17 protein-coding genes are annotated in these 17,867 nt (G+C 70.8%); 6 read left to right on the top strand and 11 right to left on the bottom strand.

All coding sequences use genetic code 11. From position 1 onward, the window contains the following. Nucleotides 1-74: 74 nt before the first annotated feature. On the bottom strand, nucleotides 75-284 hold the full coding sequence (locus D7X74_RS27065; protein WP_120535893.1) for a hypothetical protein: 210 nt from the start codon (nucleotides 282-284) through the stop codon (nucleotides 75-77). Between the two features lie 373 nt (nucleotides 285-657). Between D7X74_RS27065 and D7X74_RS27060 the strand changes: the two genes are divergently transcribed. Genes D7X74_RS27060 through D7X74_RS27050 form a run of 3 tightly spaced genes read left to right on the top strand, consistent with a single transcriptional unit; the run spans nucleotide 658 to nucleotide 3,511 of the window. After that, the gene (locus D7X74_RS27060; protein WP_370450810.1) at nucleotides 658-1,551 is read left to right on the top strand and encodes an ABC transporter ATP-binding protein; all 894 of its coding nucleotides are present in this window, start codon (nucleotides 658-660) and stop codon (nucleotides 1,549-1,551) included. Then, nucleotides 1,548-2,384: a hypothetical protein gene (locus D7X74_RS27055; RefSeq protein ID WP_120535892.1), complete on the top strand. Its 837-nt coding sequence runs from the start codon at nucleotides 1,548-1,550 to the stop codon at nucleotides 2,382-2,384. Before D7X74_RS27060 ends, D7X74_RS27055 begins: the two co-directional genes overlap by 4 nt. 2 nt (nucleotides 2,385-2,386) lie before the next feature. Continuing rightward, complete coding sequence (locus D7X74_RS27050; protein WP_120535891.1) at nucleotides 2,387-3,511, top strand: hypothetical protein; 1,125 nt, start codon at nucleotides 2,387-2,389, stop codon at nucleotides 3,509-3,511. 30 nt (nucleotides 3,512-3,541) lie between these two features. Here the strand turns inward: D7X74_RS27050 and D7X74_RS27045 are convergent, their stop codons facing one another. The 4 genes from D7X74_RS27045 to D7X74_RS27030 all read right to left on the bottom strand — a co-directional run bounded on the left by D7X74_RS27045 (nucleotide 3,542) and on the right by D7X74_RS27030 (nucleotide 7,999). Then, a complete protein-coding gene (locus D7X74_RS27045) occupies nucleotides 3,542-4,501 on the bottom strand; it encodes a DUF6268 family outer membrane beta-barrel protein (RefSeq protein WP_147452459.1) in 960 nt (319 codons plus the stop codon). 152 nt (nucleotides 4,502-4,653) lie between these two features. Continuing rightward, a complete protein-coding gene (locus D7X74_RS27040; RefSeq protein WP_120535890.1) occupies nucleotides 4,654-5,448 on the bottom strand; it encodes a tRNA1(Val) (adenine(37)-N6)-methyltransferase in 795 nt (264 codons plus the stop codon). 7 nt (nucleotides 5,449-5,455) lie between these two features. Continuing rightward, nucleotides 5,456-6,601 (bottom strand): DUF1015 family protein, encoded by a 1,146-nt coding sequence (locus tag D7X74_RS27035; protein WP_120535889.1) that lies wholly within the window; start codon nucleotides 6,599-6,601, stop codon nucleotides 5,456-5,458. 69 nt (nucleotides 6,602-6,670) lie between these two features. Continuing rightward, nucleotides 6,671-7,999 carry a hypothetical protein gene (locus D7X74_RS27030; protein ID WP_199741900.1) on the bottom strand — a complete coding sequence of 443 codons (1,329 nt, stop codon included), beginning with the start codon at nucleotides 7,997-7,999 and terminating at the stop codon, nucleotides 6,671-6,673. A gap of 222 nt (nucleotides 8,000-8,221) precedes the next feature. Here D7X74_RS27030 and D7X74_RS27025 point away from each other — a divergent pair, with 222 nt between their 5' ends. Both D7X74_RS27025 and D7X74_RS27020 read left to right on the top strand, forming a co-directional pair. Continuing rightward, nucleotides 8,222-9,643 (top strand): deoxyribodipyrimidine photo-lyase, encoded by a 1,422-nt coding sequence (locus D7X74_RS27025; protein WP_233602269.1) that lies wholly within the window; start codon nucleotides 8,222-8,224, stop codon nucleotides 9,641-9,643. Nucleotides 9,644-9,751: 108 nt separating this feature from the next. Further along, nucleotides 9,752-10,075: a polyhydroxyalkanoic acid system family protein gene (locus D7X74_RS27020; RefSeq protein WP_120535886.1), complete on the top strand. Its 324-nt coding sequence runs from the start codon at nucleotides 9,752-9,754 to the stop codon at nucleotides 10,073-10,075. A 21-nt stretch (nucleotides 10,076-10,096) separates the two neighbouring features. Here the strand turns inward: D7X74_RS27020 and D7X74_RS27015 are convergent, their stop codons facing one another. The 6 genes from D7X74_RS27015 to D7X74_RS26990 all read right to left on the bottom strand — a co-directional run bounded on the left by D7X74_RS27015 (nucleotide 10,097) and on the right by D7X74_RS26990 (nucleotide 17,338). Beyond that, nucleotides 10,097-11,851 carry a protein-glutamate O-methyltransferase gene (locus D7X74_RS27015; protein ID WP_120535894.1) on the bottom strand — a complete coding sequence of 585 codons (1,755 nt, stop codon included), beginning with the start codon at nucleotides 11,849-11,851 and terminating at the stop codon, nucleotides 10,097-10,099. Then, nucleotides 11,845-12,837 carry a chemotaxis protein CheB gene (locus D7X74_RS27010; protein WP_120535885.1) on the bottom strand — a complete coding sequence of 331 codons (993 nt, stop codon included), beginning with the start codon at nucleotides 12,835-12,837 and terminating at the stop codon, nucleotides 11,845-11,847. Before D7X74_RS27010 ends, D7X74_RS27015 begins: the two co-directional genes overlap by 7 nt. 37 nt (nucleotides 12,838-12,874) lie before the next feature. Further along, nucleotides 12,875-15,085: a hybrid sensor histidine kinase/response regulator gene (locus tag D7X74_RS27005; protein ID WP_120535884.1), complete on the bottom strand. Its 2,211-nt coding sequence runs from the start codon at nucleotides 15,083-15,085 to the stop codon at nucleotides 12,875-12,877. Nucleotides 15,086-15,153: 68 nt separating this feature from the next. Further along, nucleotides 15,154-16,407: a methyl-accepting chemotaxis protein gene (locus D7X74_RS27000; RefSeq protein ID WP_120535883.1), complete on the bottom strand. Its 1,254-nt coding sequence runs from the start codon at nucleotides 16,405-16,407 to the stop codon at nucleotides 15,154-15,156. A gap of 5 nt (nucleotides 16,408-16,412) precedes the next feature. Continuing rightward, nucleotides 16,413-16,820 carry a Frizzy aggregation protein FrzB gene (locus tag D7X74_RS26995; protein ID WP_120535882.1) on the bottom strand — a complete coding sequence of 136 codons (408 nt, stop codon included), beginning with the start codon at nucleotides 16,818-16,820 and terminating at the stop codon, nucleotides 16,413-16,415. Beyond that, nucleotides 16,817-17,338, bottom strand: coding sequence for a chemotaxis protein CheW (locus D7X74_RS26990; RefSeq protein WP_120535881.1), 522 nt, complete (start codon nucleotides 17,336-17,338; stop codon nucleotides 16,817-16,819). The genes D7X74_RS26995 and D7X74_RS26990 overlap by 4 nt, the downstream gene beginning before the upstream one ends. A gap of 133 nt (nucleotides 17,339-17,471) precedes the next feature. Between D7X74_RS26990 and D7X74_RS26985 the strand changes: the two genes are divergently transcribed. Next, on the top strand, nucleotides 17,472-17,867 hold a 396-nt coding region (locus D7X74_RS26985), incomplete at its 3' end, for a response regulator (protein ID WP_147446689.1).

Raw genomic sequence — 17,867 nt, 5'->3', positions numbered from 1 at the left:
GGGTGGGCCATGGTTCGCCGGTATAAACCGCCCGGCCCCGCGCTTCACCCCTTCCCTGTCACCCACCTGCCTGCTCAGCCGGCGACAGGGCGCCAGCTCAGCTGCTGGCGGCGGCTGTCGCGCGCCATGCGGTCGGCCCGCCGGTGGGCGAGGTCCGCCTCGTACAGCGCCCGCGCGTAGCGCACCCGAGCCGCCTCGGTCCCGCTGGCAAGCTCGCGCTCGGCCGCCTCCAGTTCGCGGCGCGCGTCCTGAAGCTGCTGCTCGGTTCCGTTCGTCCACGTCATGCCCGTGACTCCTGAAGAAGATGTGTCGCGTGAGGTACCGCGTGTCCCCGCATGCATTGCAGGGGTTGGACCAACCGCACCGTTGGAGCCCCCAGAAACGCAACGCCCTGGAACGACGAGGTGTCGCGGCGCGGCACGGCCCCAGAGGGTGCGCAAGGTGTTTCCCAGCGGCGCGAATGGGTGGACGCGGGCGGATGGAAAGTTTCAGGCCCGCTTGCCCCTCCCCCGAGGACGAGCCGGAGGCAATCGTCGCCCCCGTGGGTCGTCTACAGTCGCAACCGTGACAACACCACCTCCCGCCCTTGAAGTGCAGGGCCTGCGAAAAACCTATCACCGCGCGTTCGGCCGGGGCGGCCACGAGGCCCTCCGGGGCATGGACCTGGTGGTGCCTTCGGGCAGCGCCTTCGGGCTCATCGGCCCCAACGGCGCGGGTAAGACGACCTTCATCAAGAGCGTGCTCGGCATCGTGCGGCCCACGGCAGGCACGGTGCGCGTGCTGGGCGGATCCCCGGAGGATCCGGCCATCCGCGCGCGCATCGGCTACCTGCCGGAGCGGCTGCACCTGCCGGGCACGTGGAAGTCGCCCGCGTTCCTGGCCACCGTGGCCCGGCTCAAGGGGCTGAAGCCGGATGCGCCAGCGCTGCTGCGCCTCCTGGAGCGCGTGGGGCTGTCGGACGCGGTGGACCGGCGCATCGGCGGGTACTCCAAGGGCATGCGGCAGCGGCTGGGGCTGGCGGCGGCGCTCTTGGGAGAACCGGCGCTGCTGGTGCTGGATGAGCCCACGGACGGCATCGACCCCATGGGCCGGCTGGAGGTGCGCCGCATCCTCCAGGAGGAGGTGCGCCGGGGCGTGACGCTGTTCTTGAACTCGCACCTGCTGGCGGAGACCGAACGGGTGTGCGACCGGGTGGCCATCCTCGCGGACGGGCGCGTGCTGCGCGAGGGCCGGCTGGAGGACCTGGGGCGCGGCGGGGCCCGGTGGCGTGTGCGCTTCGCGCCCGGCGCGCAGGCCTCCGCCCTGGTGGCCGCGGGCTTCGTGCCGGTGGGTGGCGCCGGTTCGGACGCGACGGCGGCAACAAACGTCCAGGCCGAGGGCGCCAGGGACGAAGGGGTGTACGTGGTGGACGCGGCGGATGTGACGGTGCTCAACGCGGCGTTGGACCGGGCGCGGGCCTCCGGGGCGCTGCTGGTGGAGCTGCGACGCGAGGGCGCGGACCTGGAAGCGGTGTTGCTGGGCGCGGTGGGCAGCCCGGGGGTGGCGGCGTGAATCCTGTCTTCGTCATCGCGGGGTACGTGCTGCGCGAGGCGGCGTCGCGCAAGTTCATCCTGGCCTTCATGGTGGGGCTCACGCTGGTGCTGGCCACCGTGGCGCTCAGCCTCAAGCTGGAGGTGGTGGACGGGGCGCTCGCGGCGACGCGGCTCTTCGGCGAGGTGGTGCGCGCCAACATCGTGTCGGTGGACGTGGCGCTGCGGCCCATCTTCCGCGCGGCGGCCTACCTGGTGTTCTACGGCGGCATCCTCTTCGGCATCGTGGCGTGTTCGGACTTCGCTCCGGGCCTGTTGTCGCCCGGGCGCATCGAACACCTGCTCGCCCTGCCCTTGCAGCGCTGGCACCTGCTGGCGGGCACCTTCCTGGGCGTGATGACGCTGGCCGTGGGCGGCACGGTGTACGCGGCGGGAGGGCTGACGGTCATCTTCGGCGTGAAGACGGGGTACTGGACGGTGGGCCCGCTCGTCGCGGGGGGCATGGCGTGCGTGGGGTTCGCGGCGGTGTACGCGGTGATGCTCACCACGGCCACGGTGGTGCGCAGCGCGGCGCTGTGTTCCGCCGCGGGCTTCGTGCTGCTGGTGGGCGGCATCCTCGCGGGGTTCCGCGCGGACGTGTCGCGCTACCTGGAAGCGGGCTTCGGCCGCACGTCGTTCGACGCGGTGACGATGGTGCTGCCCCGGTTGTCGGCGCTGGCCGTCGGGGCGGCGGACCTCGCGAGCGACACACCGCTCCTGCCGGGTTCGCTGGGGATGCTGCTGGGCGGCGTGCTGGTGTTCGGACTGGGAGCGCTCGCGGTGGGCTTCTGGCACTTTGAAGGAAAGGATTGCTGAGCATGGATTCGCGCAGGCGCAGGAAGGTGTGGCTGGGCGGGGCCTTGCTGCTGTTCGCGGTGGCCGCGGTGATGATGTTCAGGGGCCAGGGAGACGCCGCAGCGCCCCCCGCTCCGGAGGTGAACTTCCCCTCGCGCATGAGCGGCACGGACTTCGCGCGCGCGGAGAAGCGCCGCACCTGGGTGATGCCCACGCTGGACGCGGGCGTGCCCCAGGCGCCCGCGAAGCCCCGCGACCCGCTGCTCGCGGCCCTTCCGCGCGGCCCGGGACGCACGGCCGTGGTCATCGAGGCGAACGCCCTGCGACACTCGCCGCTGGGGGAGCTGCTGATGGCGTGCCTGATGCACGACGGCGGCAAGAACCTGGAGCAGTTCAAGGCGCTGAGCGGCGTGGATCCCTTCCAGGACCTGGACCGTATGGTCATCACCGACGAGGGCCTCATCCTCTCCGGTGACTTCAGCAAGGCGCGCTACCAGGAACTGCTGGGCGAACGCGTGTCGTCGGACCACGGTCCGGGCGCGCGCGTGTACGAACCGGGCGACATGTCCATGCCCCTGCCGGACGGCGGCACGCAGCGCGGGCGGATGGACAACGCGGTGGGCACCTGGAACAACCAGATGCTGGTGGTGGGCCGCTCCCCGGACGAGGTGAAGACGGTGCTCGACCGCATGGACGGGCGCGGGACGGAAGCGGGGCCGCCGCTGCTCGACGAGAACAGCACCTACGGGGAGATGTACGGCGTGCTCGCGGTGGCGCAGCTCGCGAAGCTGCTGGGCCCGGATCAGCAGGAGCTGGCGCAGCGTCTGGTGGACGTGGCCCAGAACGTGGAGCTGCACCTGGACACCAGCGGCGACGTGGCCATGGTCGCGAACGTGAGCGGCATGGACGCGGACAAGATGACCGACCTGGGCAAGTCGCTGGGCGGCATGCTGTCCATGGCGCGGATGAAGGCCCAGTCGGAGGGCAACACGGACCTGGCGCAGCTCCTGGACTTCGCGAAGGTGCGGCCGGACGGCACGTCCTTCAAGCTGGAGCTGGCGGTGCCCCTGGAGGCCATCCAGGAGCAGCTCGCGTGGTGCCGCGAGGGGAGCAAGACGGCGGAGAACGCGCAGCCCCCCACGCCGTAACAACCCCGCCCCGCCGAGAGCGCTTCCGCTTCAACGGAGGGAGCGCGTCTCGCGGGCCTTCGGGCGATTGGGCTGCGGACGCCAGCCGAGCACCACGCGGGCATACGGCGTGGGGCCCGCCCCCAGCCCCGGAATGTTGAGGCTGTCGCGCTGGCGGTCGAGCAGCGCGAGGTCGTTGATCAGCGACAGCCCCACCGCGGAACTCAGCCACAAATCCTGGCCCAGGTGGACGTTGACGGTGGGCGCGACCCGGACCGTGGTTTCACGCACGTAGGACGCGCCCAGGCCCAGCGCCTCCGGCTCGAAGCGGGTGTGGAGCACCTGCTGCTCGAAGCCACCCACGAGCCCCAGCTCCACCGTGTCACCCAGCTTGTGCAGCACGGTGAGCTTCGGCAGGCCCACCTCCAGGATCCACGGGCCCCGCCGGTAGTTCAGGCTGGCCATGGGGAGCACGGGAAACAGGTCGAAGGGCCACAGCGCCACCAACCCGAACGTCACGGAGAAGCCGGGCTCTTCGCCCAACTGGTGGTTGGCCATCGCGTAGGCCACCCAGGTGGTGTCCAGGCCCGGGTCGAAGGAGGACTTGAAGTCCGTGCGGGTGCTGCCCGTCACCCCGGCGATGAGCAGCCAGCGCGGCGCTACGGGCCGGATGAGCGTCAGGCCCAGCTGGATGCGGTGGAAGCTCCGCCCCAGGTCATTGTCGCCGTCCCCGGAGAGTCCGGGGGGCGGCACCTGCACGCCCAACCACCTCAACTCGTAGCCCAGCGAAGGCAGCAGGTACGTGCGGCCCAGGACGATGGGAGGCAGTGGAACGCGCAGGTCCAGTTGGCGTCGCCGCTCGAGCCGGATCCGCCCCGCGTCCAGCGTGCCGCCTCCCGACACGCCGTACCCCACATAGAGCCGGTCCGCCTGCGTCTGGGCGAAAGCCGAGGCGCTGAAGAGCGCCATCGCGACCGCCACCCAGGGCAAGGCCATTCGTCGTGAGCCCACGCGCATCACGTCCTGCTTTCGGATGAGACAGGGGACTCCCGGTCCGAGCCCCAGGGCGCGAACTCTACGTCAGAACCGCCCCGTGCGAGGAGTGCGACCTGCGCCCCCGGGACCGCCCGCATCCAAGTCGGGTCGCGACTGTGATTTTCCGCTCAGCCCACCATCGCGCCCACCTCGTCGGTGAAGGCGTGTTCGTCCTCCGCATGGACGACGAGCGACGGAAGCACGGTGAGGTCCGAGCGGCCGCCCTTCACCGCGTGCAGCAGCACCAGCTTCGCGGGACGATCCGCGCGCGGATGCACCATGCGCACCGTGCGCGGCTCCAGTTGCAGCGTGCGCAGCACCGACACCAGCTCGCTGAAGCGCGAGGCCGGATACACCATGCACAGCCCGCCCCGGGGGACCAGCAGGTAGGCCGCCGCGCGCACCACGTCTGGCAGCTCGCAGGCGATCTCATGCCGCGCCAGCGCCCTCTCCGTGGACAGGTTGCTCTGGCCCGCGGTGCGCGCGCGGTACGGCGGATTGCACAGCACGTGGCCGAAGCTGCCCGCGGGAAACATCTCCGTCACGTGCCGCAGGTCGCCCTGCACCAGCGTCACCGCGCCCTCACAGCGATTGAGGTACACGTTGCGCTCGGCCAGGGAGAACAGGCCCGGTTGCAGCTCCAGCGCGGTGATGTCCGTGCGCCCCAGCCGCCGGGTCAGCACCAGCGGGATGATGCCGCACCCGGTGCCCAGGTCGAGCAGCCTTCCCCGGTGCGCCCCCGCCTCGAAGACGGCGAAGTGCGCCAGCAGCACGGGGTCCAACGTGAAGCGGTAGCCCGCCCTGCGCTGGAGCACCTGCACCTCGCCGCCGCAGATGGCATCCAGCGTCTCCCCGGGGCCGGGCTGCAACTCCAGCCGCACCTGCCGGGGCCAATCCTGCGGGGTTCCGGTCAGCGCCCGCACGTGAGCGTCAGGCTTCAGGGTCCAGGAAGAGCAGGCCCGCGGGCACGCGCGGCTCCACGCGCAGGGTGCGTGGCGGCAACGTGGCCTGGGCCTCCATCACCGCGCGCACCTCCCATACGGGCGGCGGGTTGAGCGCGAACCCCGCCTGGAACATGCCGCTCTCCACGCCCTGCACCAGCGACTCCAGGCCATGCACCGGGTAGACCTGGGAATGCCCCGGCGCCTCCGGATCCTGGATGCCAAGCACCGTGCGCAGCACCAACGTGTTGAGCAGCGCCAGGTCCAGGCTTCGCAGCGTGGGACTGCGCGGCGCGCCCTTCAGGTGCGCCAGGTCCAACCCCTGCCGGAAGCGAAGGATCTTCCCCCGCCCTCCGGGCAGCACCAGCAGCACCGCGTGCTGTCCGGGCACCAGCGTCGCCAGCCGCTCGCGCGCCGCCGCCATGCCCTGCGACGTGGTGAGCGGCGCGTCCACGTCCGTCACGCGCGCGTAGGCGGCCACCAGGGTGAGGAAGGTCTCCTCCTGGAACGTCGTCACGCCCTTGAGCGCGCGGTGGATGGGGCACAGCTCCAGGCCCGGCTCGGACAGGGGCACCACCGCCGCCAGCGTCTGGCGTTGCTCGCTCAAGGCCGCCAGGGGCCGCATGGGCGCTTCGTCCAGCACGGCCTGCAGGCGCTTGGACACGGGAGAAGGTTCGATGCGCAGCAGCGACACCGGCGCGCCGTCGTACTCGCCCTTCCAGACGGAGATGCCGCGCTCGGCAGCCTCGGCCAGGAGCGCGCGCAGGGCGCCGTGGTCGTCCGCCACCAGCGTGACGGCGGGCTCCACCTCCCACGCGCGGGGCCGGTACGGGTCATGCTCCAACGGCGCCACCGCGTCCGGCGTCAGCGCGCACAAGAGGTAGCGCAGGGGCGGGCCGGAGAACTTGCCCGCCGCGCCGTACAGCTCCACGACGTAGAGCGACGGGCGGGTGTCCTTCAGCAGCGTGCCCGCATCGCGCATGCGGCGCAGCTCCGCGCTGGGATTCGCGGCCTCCAGCAGGGGCCGCAGATGCGCCGGCCATGGGGCTGCGTTACTGCGGGAAGGGCTGTCGCCGGGCTCCAGGGAGCGATCCAGCGAAGCCAGGAGGGCCGTGAAGGGTAGGACGCGCGCCATAGATGGTGGGAAGGTGATGCTGGCCTTCCCTCCGCGCCATGACGCCTGCCCGCCCGCCCTCCGGGCCGTCTACCACCAGACGTTCTTGTAGGGCCGGTCCTTGGAGGAATGCCCGCTTCGCAGCGTCGTGGCGGAGCGGTCCACGCTCTCCTCCCACAGCAGGCTCACCGTGGTGATGGCACCGGCGGACCCGAGGAAGGACAGCACGTAGGGCGTGGACTGGTTGAAGCCGCCCAGCACCAGCCCGGAGATGAGCAGCACCGCCGCGCCCACGCCGGCGCCGAAGAAGTCCGCGCGCAGGATTTGAGACGGCGTCGGGTTGTAGCGCATGGTCGCCAGCGCCAGCACGCCCGCGCCCACGCCCGGAGCGATGAGCAGCATGTCCTTCCACGTCTTGCCGGAGATGGACGTGCCGGAGAAGTGGACGATGGCGAGCAGCAGCGCGCTGTACGCCGCCGCCCAGCCAGCGCCGGAGGCCACCAGCAGGCCGTCGTTGAGGGGCAGCTGTCCGCCACCGATGCCCGCCGTCAGCCACGCGCCCAATTCCGCGCCCAGGAACGCGGACCAGGTGAGCACGCCGGGGTCCTGGGTGATGAGGTCCATGAAGCCCGCGAAGAACATGGAGCCCACCAGCGAGTTGCCCACGCTGAAGTTGGCCATGGGCTCCGCCACCCAGTTGTTGAACTGCCACCACGCGGAAGCGCCGAAGCCCAGGCCCGCGCCAATGAGCGTGCCCGCGAGCATCGCCTCGCGCGAGCTGCGGTCGAAGCTGAAGTCCTGCGAGAACGCCTGCGTGAAGAAGCCACCCAGCGCGCCCATCGTCGTGTGGTGCGCGATGAACTTCATGCTGCCGGGGCCGGACAGGAAGGGCCCCCGGCGCCGCTGGCCATCCAGCCACACGCCGTTGTCCGCGGGAGGCGGACGGACGTAGTTGGCCGCGGCCACGGAGTCCTGGGTGGACTCCTGGCGCACGCCCGAAGGGCCCTCCGTCAACGGGGCCTGCGGTTCGGTGCGCAGGCGGTCCGGCTCCGGCGGGAGCACGGGCGCGTCGCTCGGGGGCGGGTATGTGTCGTTGGGATTCGCGGACTGCGGCTGCGCGTAGCCCTCGTTCGACGGCGCCCCCTGCGACGGCGGATAACCGTCGTTGGACGGAGGCGCGGACTGTGGCTGCGCGTAGCCCTCCGACGGAGCGGCCTGCGACGGCGGATACCCGTCGTTGGACGGAGGCGTCTCAGCCTGCGAGGGCGGCGCCGCGTACATCCCCGGCGCGGGCGGCGGCGGCGGTTGGGGCGCCGGGTACACCGACGTGCCACCCGCCTGCGCGTGGGCAAGGCCCGGCAGCATCAGCGCGACAGCGAGGACGGTGACAGGGAGGTTCCAGGTTCGACGGTGTGCCACGCAGAGGGCTCCTTGGGTCCGGCCGCTCGGCAGAAAACCACAACCCGTGCGCGGGTGTTGGATTTCCGCCGCGTCCGAAACATTCGCGCGGACATGAGGTCCACCACACAACGCGCCGAAACTCCCACCGCGACGTGCACACGGATGCGGCATCTTCGCCGTCCCATGCCCCAAGGCATCTCGTGGTCCGAACTCGCTGTCGACTCCGCTCGAATCCAGGGGGTGAAGGACGTCCCCTTCCCTTCGGGCCAGCGGGACTTCGTCCTCTACTGGTGCATGGTGAACCATCGGTGGGAGGAGAACCACGCGCTCGACGCCGCCATCGCGCTGGGCAACCACCTGGGCCTGCCCGTCGTCGTCTACCAATCCATCCGTCCGGATTACCCCTTCGCGTCGGACCGGCTCCACGCGTGGGCACTGGAAGGCATGGCGGACATGGCCAGAGGCTGCGCCGCGCGCGGACTTCCGTACTGGCTGGAGCTGCCGCGCACCGCGAAGGAGCACAAGCCCCGGATCGCGAAGCTGGGCAAGCGCGCGGCGGCCATCGTGTCGGACCTGTTCCCCACGTACATCATCCCGGGCCACCTGCGGGGCGCGGCGAAGGCGCTCCAGGTGCCCCTCTTCGCCGTGGACGCCTCCTGCGTGGTGCCCATGCAGCGCATCCCCGCGGCCCAGGTGGGCGCGTACGCGCTGCGCCCCAAGCTGCGCAAGCTGTGGCCGGAGTACCTGGAGCGCACCCTGCCCCTACGCAAGGTGAAGGCGTCGGGCGCGCACCCGCAACCGGACTTCGAACTGGCCGACGCGGTGAAGGCGCGGGCCGCGTTGCACACGTTCGCGCTGGATCATTCCGTGAAGCCCCTGGACGAACGGGGAGGCCGCAAGGCGGGCCTGAAGGCGCTGCGCACGTTCCTGGAGGAGCGGCTGGAGGGCTACGAAGAAGGCCGCAATGATCCGGGCCTGGGCCAGCAGTCCAACCTGTCGCCCTACTGGCACTGGGGAAACCTCTTCCCGGGCGAGGCGGCCCGCGCGGCCATCGCGGCGAAGGGCAAGGACCACCCGGCCGTGCAGTCGTTCCTGGAGGAGCTGCTCGTGCGCCGCGAGCTGGGCTTCAACTACTGCTTCCACACCCCCGGGCCCCGACAGCTCACCGTGGACGCCCTGCCCCCCTGGGCGCGCGAGACGCTCTCCCGCCACGCGAAGGATCCGCGCCCGCACCTGTACTCCTACGAGGAGCTGGCCCAGGGCCGCACGGCGGATCCGCTCTGGAACGCGTCCCAGAAGGAGCTGCGCGAGCGCGGGCGGATCCACAACTACCTGCGCATGCTCTGGGGCAAGAAGATCCTCGAATGGAGCCCCACGCCTCAAGAGGCCCTGGAGCGCATCCACCGGCTCAACGACACCTACGCGGTGGACGGCCGCGACCCCGCGAGCGTGTCCAACTTCATGTGGATCCTGGGTCTGCATGACCGGCCCTTCCAGGAGCGCGCGGTGATTGGAAAGGTGCGGCCCATGAGCTCCCTGCGCACGGCGCAGAAGTTCGACCTGGCCCCCTACCTGGAGCGCTGGGGCGAGCCGGAGCCGGAGGTGGCGGTGGAGGCCGCCCCCGAAAAGCCGCGTCGCCCCCGGAGCAAGGCCGCCCGGTAGGCCACCGGCGGACATCGACCGCCGGCAATCACCACACGGCGGTTCCATTTCCGGCCCGGTGTCACTAAACCGCAGGGACCAGCCACCTTCTGAACAGGAGTCACCGCCATGGGCATGTTGAAATTCGAGGTCCCCCACAACCTTCCCAAGGACGAGGTCAAGAAGCGCGTCGAGCAGCTCCTCAGCTACTGGGGTTCCAAGTACGGCGTGAAGTCCGACTGGACGGGCGACGAGGGCGCGAAGCTCAACGGCAAGGTGATGGGCATCAACCTGGACGCCAGCTTCGTCATCACCGACAAGACCGTGACGGGCGAAGGCACCGACCCCGGCATGCTGCTGCGCGGTCAGGCCAAGACGTACCTGCAGAAGAAGTTCGGCGCCGTGTTGGATCCGTCCAAGAGCCTGGATCAGGTCAAGGGCAACCTGGACTGAGCAGCACCCGCGGCCGGGCCCTCAGCCCGGCTGCTCCTCCAGCGCGGCCAGCGCATAGCGGGCCGCGCGGGAGATGGCCTCCGCCGAATCGAGCATCTCCGGGTAGTGCCCCGCCAGCGGGCGCTGCGGATGCTTGAGCTGCGCGACGGCGTTGCGGTAGCTGCGCCGGGCCGCATCGAAGTCCTGGGTGCGCTCCTGCACCTGCGCCAGCAGGTAGTGGCCAATGGCCAGCGTGGGCTCCAGGAAGAGCGCCTTCGCCAGTTCGGAGCGCGCCTCGGCCAGGCTCCCCGCCTGCATCGCCGCCACGCCCGCGAAGACGCGCGCCTCCACGCACAGGGGCTCGCGCTGGAGCGCCTGCGCGAAGGTGTCGCGCGCGTTGGCGCTGCGCCCGGTGAGCGAATACAGGTTGCCCAGCGTCAGGAGCGCGTCCAGGTCGCTGGGCTCATCCACCAGCAGCCGCTCCACGCCTGAGATGGCGCCGGGGAAGTCCCCCGCCGTCATCTTGCGCACCGCCATGTTGAGGCGCTCCGCGGGAGGCAGCAGCTGCGGCCACGAGCCACTCGGACGCGAGGAGGAACCCTCCGGCGAAGGCGTGGTCGGCGAGGGATTCATGCGCGCCACCGGGAACGAACCGGAGGAGCGCTCCGGCACCGCGCGGGACGGGGTGGCCGCCGGGCGTGCGGGCTCCACGCGGACGGCCGGGAACTCCCCGGTGCGCCGTCCGGTCAGGTTGCCCATGGCGGGCAGTTCGGTGGTGGGCCGGCGCGGAGCCTCCGGGCCCCGGGAAGAGAGCGAGCCGGCGCCGCCCGGATTGCGCAGCTTCGCGGCGGTGGCCGCGTTGGCCTGGAGTCGCTGGCGCAGGTCCACCGCGAAGGACTCCGGGCTGCCGGGACGCAGCGGCGGATCCGACGGGCTGGACACGCGGGGCGGCGGCGAAGGGGGGCGCTCTCCCAGCGGCCGGCGGTACACGAAGGCGCCGTCCACTTCGATCATCTCGAAGCGGTCATAGACCTTGAACAGGCTCTCCGAGTACCCCAGGAACAACAACCCGCCCGGGCGCAGCGCGGCGAGGAACCGGTCCATCAACCCGCGGATGGTGGGCAGGTCGAAGTAGATGATGACGTTGCGGCACAGGATGAGGTCCAGCGACGCGGGCGCCACCTTGTCGAACAGCGGCACGGCCAGGTTCTGTCCGTCGAAGCGGATGTACTCGCGCAGCACGGGCGACGCCTCGTACCCGTCCTCCACCGGCTTGAAGAAGCGCGACAGGCGCTCGGGGCCAATGGCCATCGCCCGGCGGGTGGTGAAGCGCCCCTGCCGCGCGGCCTCCACCGCGGCCAGGTTCAGGTCGGTGGCCCACAGGTCCACCTCCACCGCGAGCGCGCCCAGCTCCGCCATCACCAGCGCCAGGCTGTAGGGCTCTTCGCCGGTGGCGCAGCCCGCGGACCAGATGGTCACCTTGCGCATCTCGCGCCGCGCCCGGGCGAGCAGCTCCGGCAGCACGCTCTGCTCCAGCGCGCGGAACTGCTTCGCGTCGCGGAAGAACTCCGTGTGCCCCACCGTCACCAGCGGCAGGAGCGCGCGCAGCTCCTCCTCGCCGTGGGTGCTCATGAGCCGCTGCATGTACTTGTCCGGATCGCTCAGGCCCAGCACGGGCATGCGCGTGGACAGCGCCAGCCGGAGGCTGTGGTAGCCATCCAGGGTGATCTTCAGCCCCGCGCGCTCCAGCAGGAGCGCGGCGAGCTGCTGGAGGACCTTGTTGCCAATGGTCAGCACGCGTCCACCCACTGCACCAGCGTCGGGCCGATGAGGTCCAACGACAGCACCTGCTGCGCCGCGCCCAGCAGCACCGCCTCGCGCGGCATGCCGTAGACGACGCATGAAGCCTCGTCCTGCGCGATGGTGCGTCCACCCCGTTCGCGAATCTCCTTCAGACCCCTGGCGCCGTCGCGGCCCATGCCCGTCAGGATGACGCCGATGCAGCGCCGGCCGAATGCCTCCCCCGCTGAAGTTAGCAGCATGTCACACGAAGGCCGGAAGCCCCGCAGGGCAGGGCCCGAGTCCAGTTCCAGACGCCCATCCGGCTTCACCAGCAGGTGTCCTCCCGAGGGCGCGATGTACACCGTGCCCGGTTCCATCGCAGCGTCGTGCGTCGCTTCAACGACACGCAGCGCCGTCTCCGTGGACAGCCAGTGCGCCAGCCCCTCCGTGAAGCCCTGGCTGATGTGCTGACAGTAGGCGATGGGCGCCGGGAAACCGCGCGGAATCATCCGCAGCACCTGCGCCACGGCCTTGGGGCCGCCCAGCGACGCGGCCAGCGCCACCAGGGGGAACGGCGCCGTCGGCCCTTCCTGGGGCCGCTTGCGGACCGAAGGCGACGAGCGCACGCCCTTCACCTGCGCCAGCATCACCAGCTTGCGGTTCACCGCGGCCCAGAAGTCCTGGGTCGGGCTCATGGGCCGGTCCATCACGTCCAGCGCCCCCATGGCCAGGGCCTGGAACGCCTGCTGCCCGGTGAGCACCCCCGGGTGCAGCGCGAGGATGGGCAGCGGCCGGGCCGCCATGATGCGCTCGATGGCGCCCAGGGCCTGGGATGAACTCAGGTCCACCAGGACGACGTCCGGGAAGTGACGCCGCACGACCTCCTCGGCGTTCACGAACTCCGCTTCGGGTGGGCCCACGGCCACCAGGGACTCCCCGTCGAAGAGCCCGCGCACCAACGAGCGCAGGCCCCGCCCGACCAGGAGTACCCGGAACGCCATCCCCATCAACGCCGAGCCGCCGCCCACCAGAGGCTCCTCAGGTCAGCCGATCGATGGACTGGGCCAGGCTCTCCACGCCCAGCTCGCCCTTGACCAGGTACGCATCCGCGCCCGCATCCAATCCGCGCCGCTTGTCCTCCGGCGACGCGAGCGACGACAGGATGATGACCGGGATGCGCGCCACCGACGGCGTGGCCTTCAGCCGCCGCGTGAGTGAGAAGCCGTCCAGCTTGGGCATCTGCACGTCGGTGAGGATGAGATCGTACGTGTTCGTCTGCACCTTCGCGTACGCCTCCTCGCCGTCCTGCGCCTCCTCCACGTTGTGGCCCAGCGCCTTGACGAGTGCGCCTTCCGTCGCGCGGGCAATGGGCGAGTCGTCCACCAGCAGCACCCTCAGCCGACGGCTGGCGGGAGCCTGGGTGACGGGGCGGGCCATGCGGCGCACCTCGGTCATGATGTCCGGCACGTGCAAGAGCACCGCGATGCGCCCGTCCTCCAGCGCCGCCGTGCCCGCGATGAAGGGCGCGCCCTTGAGGAACTCGCCGCCGCAGGGCTTCACCGCGACCTCGCGCTCGTCCACGAAGCCGTCCACCACCAGCGCGGCGTAGTCGTCGCCGTGGCGCACCACGACCGCGGGAGGCTTGTCGAAGCGGTTGCCGCCGTTGAGGCCCAGGAGCGGCCCCAGCGCCACGAGCGCCGTGGGCTTGCCCCGGTGCCGCACCGCCAGCGTGCCGAACACCTCCATGCGGTCATCGGGCTTGATGCGCATGACGGCCACCACGTCCGCGGCGGGCATGCCGTAGACGTCGTCGCCCAGGCGCACCAGCAGCACCTTCATCAGCGCCAGCGACTGCGGCAGGCGCAGCGTGATGGTGGTGCCACGGCCCTGACGGCTGGAGACGCCCACGGAGCCGCCCAGCGTCTCCACCTTGCGCTTCACCACGTCCATGCCCACGCCGCGGCCGGACAGCTCGCTGACCTGTTCGCGGGTGGAGAAGCCGGGGCGGAAGATGAGCTCGATGGCCTCGCGCTCCGACAGCGCGGCGGCCTGCACCGGCGACAGGAGGCGCTTGTTGACGGCCACCTGCTTGAGCCGGTCGGTGTCCATGCCCCGGCCGTCGTCCTCCACCTCGATGTGGAGCATGTCGCCATCCACGCGCACCCGGATGCGGATGCGGCCCGTGGCGGGCTTGCCCATCTGCTGGCGGAGGTCCGGGGACTCCAGACCGTGGTCCACCGCGTTGCGCAAGAGGTGCACCAGCGCGTCGCGCACGTCGGCCAGCATGGACCGGTCCACGCCGATGTCGGCGTTCTCGATGACCAGGTCCACGTCCTTTTCCTGCGTCTTCGCGATGTCGCGCACGGCGCGCGGAAAGGCGTCGAACACCGTGGCCAGCGGCACGAGGCGCGCCTCGGCCACGTGGTCCGCCAGCTGGGCCAGGTTGCCGTGCAGCGTTTCGATGCCGTCGCCGTTGCGGCGCACGAAGCGGAAGGCGTCGTCGCGCAGCATGTGCAGGTCCGCTTCCGCGCGCTCCAGCTCCGCGCGGATGGCGTCCGGCACGTCCACCTCCTCGGACATGCGCAGGAAGCGGTCGCCCAGGCGACTGAAGCGCTCGAAGAGCGCGGCCGTCTCCGTGCTGCGCAGGCGGCCCCGGGCGCTCTCCACCAACAGGTCGCCGGCGAGCAGGCCCAGCGAGTCCAGCACCTCCACGTTCACGCGGATGCTGCGATCCGCGATGGAGTTGCCCTTCGCGGTGTTCGGGGCCTCCTCCTCCCTCGCGGGCGGAGGCGCCACGGGCGGCTCGGGAGCGCGCGGCGCGGCCGAAGCGGCGGGCTTTCGCACCGGGCCCAGGGCGGGCACCGGGTGACCGGACACCTCCGACAGGGCCTTCACCATCTCCTCGGTGGCCGTGGAGCCGGTGTGGGCGGCGTCCAGGTCCTCGATGAGGTCCGACAGCACGTCGCATGCGCGGAGCATGACGTCGGTGGCGGTCTCGGTGGCCGTCTTGCCTTCGCGCTCGGCGCGCAGGACGTCCTCGGCGGCGTGCGCGAGCTGACCGATGGCGGCCAGACCCAGCATGCGGGCCTCGCCCTTCATCGTGTGCAGTTCGCGCGCGACGTCGTCCGCGGCCTGATCCGCGGTCTCCTTCTCCAGGTCGATGACTCCCAGTTGGATCTTCTGGAGTCGGTCGGCCGTGACCTCCTGGAACTTCTTCAGGAGGGACTTTTTGAGGGCCTCGGTGTCCATGGGTGGCAGGCCCGGGGGCGCGTACTACCGCGCCCCCAGAAGCCCTTCTCTCCCCTTCAGGAGAACGCCTAGTCGGCCTTGAAGCGCTTGATGAGCTCGGCGAGCCGGCCCGCAAGCTGGGTGAGCTCGGCGGCGGCCCCGGTGGCCTGCTTCGACGCCTGCGTCGTCTGACGGGTCACGTCCTCGATCTCCGCCATGGACGCCACCACCTGTTCGGTGGCCGTGCGCTGCTGCTGCGTGGCCAGGTTGATGACCCGGGCCGCGTCGCTCGTCTCCTGCACACCGGCGAGGATGCCTTCCACGGCCTGCGCCGCCACCGCGCCCAGCTTCTCGCCGGACTCCGTGGCGTGCTTGGACGCGTCCGCCGCGCCCGCCGCGGCCTGCGTGGCCTCGCGGATCTCCGTGATGAGGTTCTTGATCTCCTTGGTGGACTCCAGGACGTTCTCCGCCAGCCGGCGCATCTCCGCCGCGACGATGGAGAAGCCCTTGCCCGCCTCACCCGCGCGGCTGCCTTCCAGCGCCGCGTTGAGGGCCAGCAGGTCGGAGCGGTCCGCGATCTCGTCGATGACCTCCACCACCGTGCCGATGCGCTCCACGCGCTTGGACAGCTTGGAGATGGAGTCCGCCACCGCGACGCCGTCGCTGCGGATCTGCTGCATGGCCTGGATGAACTCGCCAATCGCGCCGCGACCCGCGCGCGCCGCGCCCAGCGTCTCCTCCGCCACGCGCGCCACGCTGCCCGCGTTCTCCGCGATCTGCGCGGAGGCGTGCTTCAGCTCCTCCATCGTCGCGGTCGTCTCGTGGATGGCCGCGGCCTGCTCGGTGGAGGACGTCTCATGCTGCGTGGACGCCGCCAGCACCTGGTTGGCGGAGGACGACAGCCGCAGCGCGGCCTCGTTGATCTCCCGCACGAAGATGCGCAGCGTTTCAATGACCTTGCCGAAACCCTCCAGGAGGGGCCCCAGCTGGGGGTCTTCCGTGGACGTGTTCCAGCGCGACAGGTCGCCTTCCCGCACCAGGATGATGAGCGAGTCGAGCGCCTGATCGATCTCCTGCGCCGCCACCTGCTTGCGGTGCTCCGCGGAGGAGAACTGCTCCAGCACCTGGTTGAGCAGGTGGCCGAAGCCCGTGGGATCCGCCTGGACGCGGTCGTGGGGCACGCGCGCGTTCAGGTTGCCGGACAGCACCGACATCAGCGTGTCGGTGAAGGGCTTGAGCGGATCCACCGCGTTGGCTTCGGGGGCTCCCGCCTTCGCGCCTGGGGACTTCTTCGCACCGCGGGGCTTCGCCGCGGGCTTGTCGTTGGGGCTCTCCAGGGACATGTGTGTCAGTGCCTTCCTTGCGTCTTCAAGGTTTCCGCCAGATCAATCAGCAACACGGGCCGCCGGGACTGTTCATCCAGGCAGACGCCCACTGCATAAGGAGCCGCCCCCGCGGCAGCGGGCATGCGGCGTAGCACGGCGAGCGCCACGGGGCGCACCCCGTTGACGGCATCCACCTTCAGGTGGCCTTCGCCTTCCGGGGTGTCGAACACCAGCGCGCGCAGGCCGCGGTGCGGCAGGCCCAGGTCGCGCACGGTGAGGTCGTCCGGCAGCGCCCGGTCGATTCGCAGCACCTGCGAGGCGTCGGTGCCATATTCGGAGTCGCCGATCTGGAAGAAGAGGATGTCCACCTCTCCCAGCTCCTCCGCGGAGCGATCGTCCGCGACCCCGTTCACGGTGCCCTCCCGACTCATCGCACCACCGCGCGCTGACGGGCCGTCTGCAGCAGCTTGGAGAAGTTGAGCAGGTTCAGCCCGTCATGGGGGGTGCCGCCGTGCACGACGCCCAGCAGGTGTTCGGCGGCGGCGTCACCGCCCAGGGGCGGCGGGAGGATCTCCGACACGGGCACGCGGCGCAGGCCCAGCACGGTGTCCGCCACCACGCCGGAGACGTAGTTGCCGCTGACGCCCACGAAGATGCGCGTGCGCGGACCGATGCGCGCCTCGCCCTTGCTCAGGAAGCGCAGGAGGTCCACCACCGGCAGCACCTGCCCCCGGTGGCCGGTGACGCCCATGATGAACGAGGGGGTGCGCGGCAGGGGCGTGAGCAGCCCGGCGCGCAGCACCTCGGTGACGTTCTCGCTGGGCACGCCGAAGCGCAGCTCGCCCACCTTGAAGCAGAAGAACTCCTGCTCGGGTCGGGCCTGGGCGGCCAGCGTGCGGTCCGGCGCCTGTCGGAGCGCGCGTTGGAGGGGAGTGGTGGTCGGGGTCAAGGCAGTGAAGTATCCCGGACAGTGTGAAAAAGGGTCAAGGGTCCAGCCAAGTCTGTCCGCCTGCTCGCCGTTTCGATGGTTCGGCGGAGACCAAAGGTGTAGGGTTGTGGGCCGGGAGCCCCTGAGGAGGAAGATGTCCCGCGTACTGGTCATTGACGACAGCCCGATGCTGCTGGAGCTCACCGTCCGCGCCCTGACGGCCGCCGGCTATGAGGCCAGCGGAGCGCCCGATCTGACCACGCTCGACCAGAAGCTCGCCACGGGTCCGTTCGCGCTCATTCTCGTGGACGTCAACATGCCGGAGATGTTCGGCGACGACGTCGTCGAATTCCTGCGGCAGGTGAAGAACGTCTCCTCCAAGCTCATCCTCTACTCCGACATCTCGGAGGAGGAGCTGGCCGCGAAGGCGAAGAACTCCGGCGCGGACGGCTACATCCTCAAGAGCGGCGGCCTGGAAGGCGTGTTGGGCGGCGTGATGGGCCTCATCGGCGCTCCGGCGCTGAACATCCCCGCCGCCGCTCTTGAGGAT

It is taken from the genome of Corallococcus sp. CA047B, from assembly GCF_003612065.1.
Classification (GTDB): domain Bacteria; phylum Myxococcota; class Myxococcia; order Myxococcales; family Myxococcaceae; genus Corallococcus; species Corallococcus praedator.
Note: the sequence above shows the minus strand (reverse complement) of the source record. Positions and strands in the feature narration are given on the sequence as shown.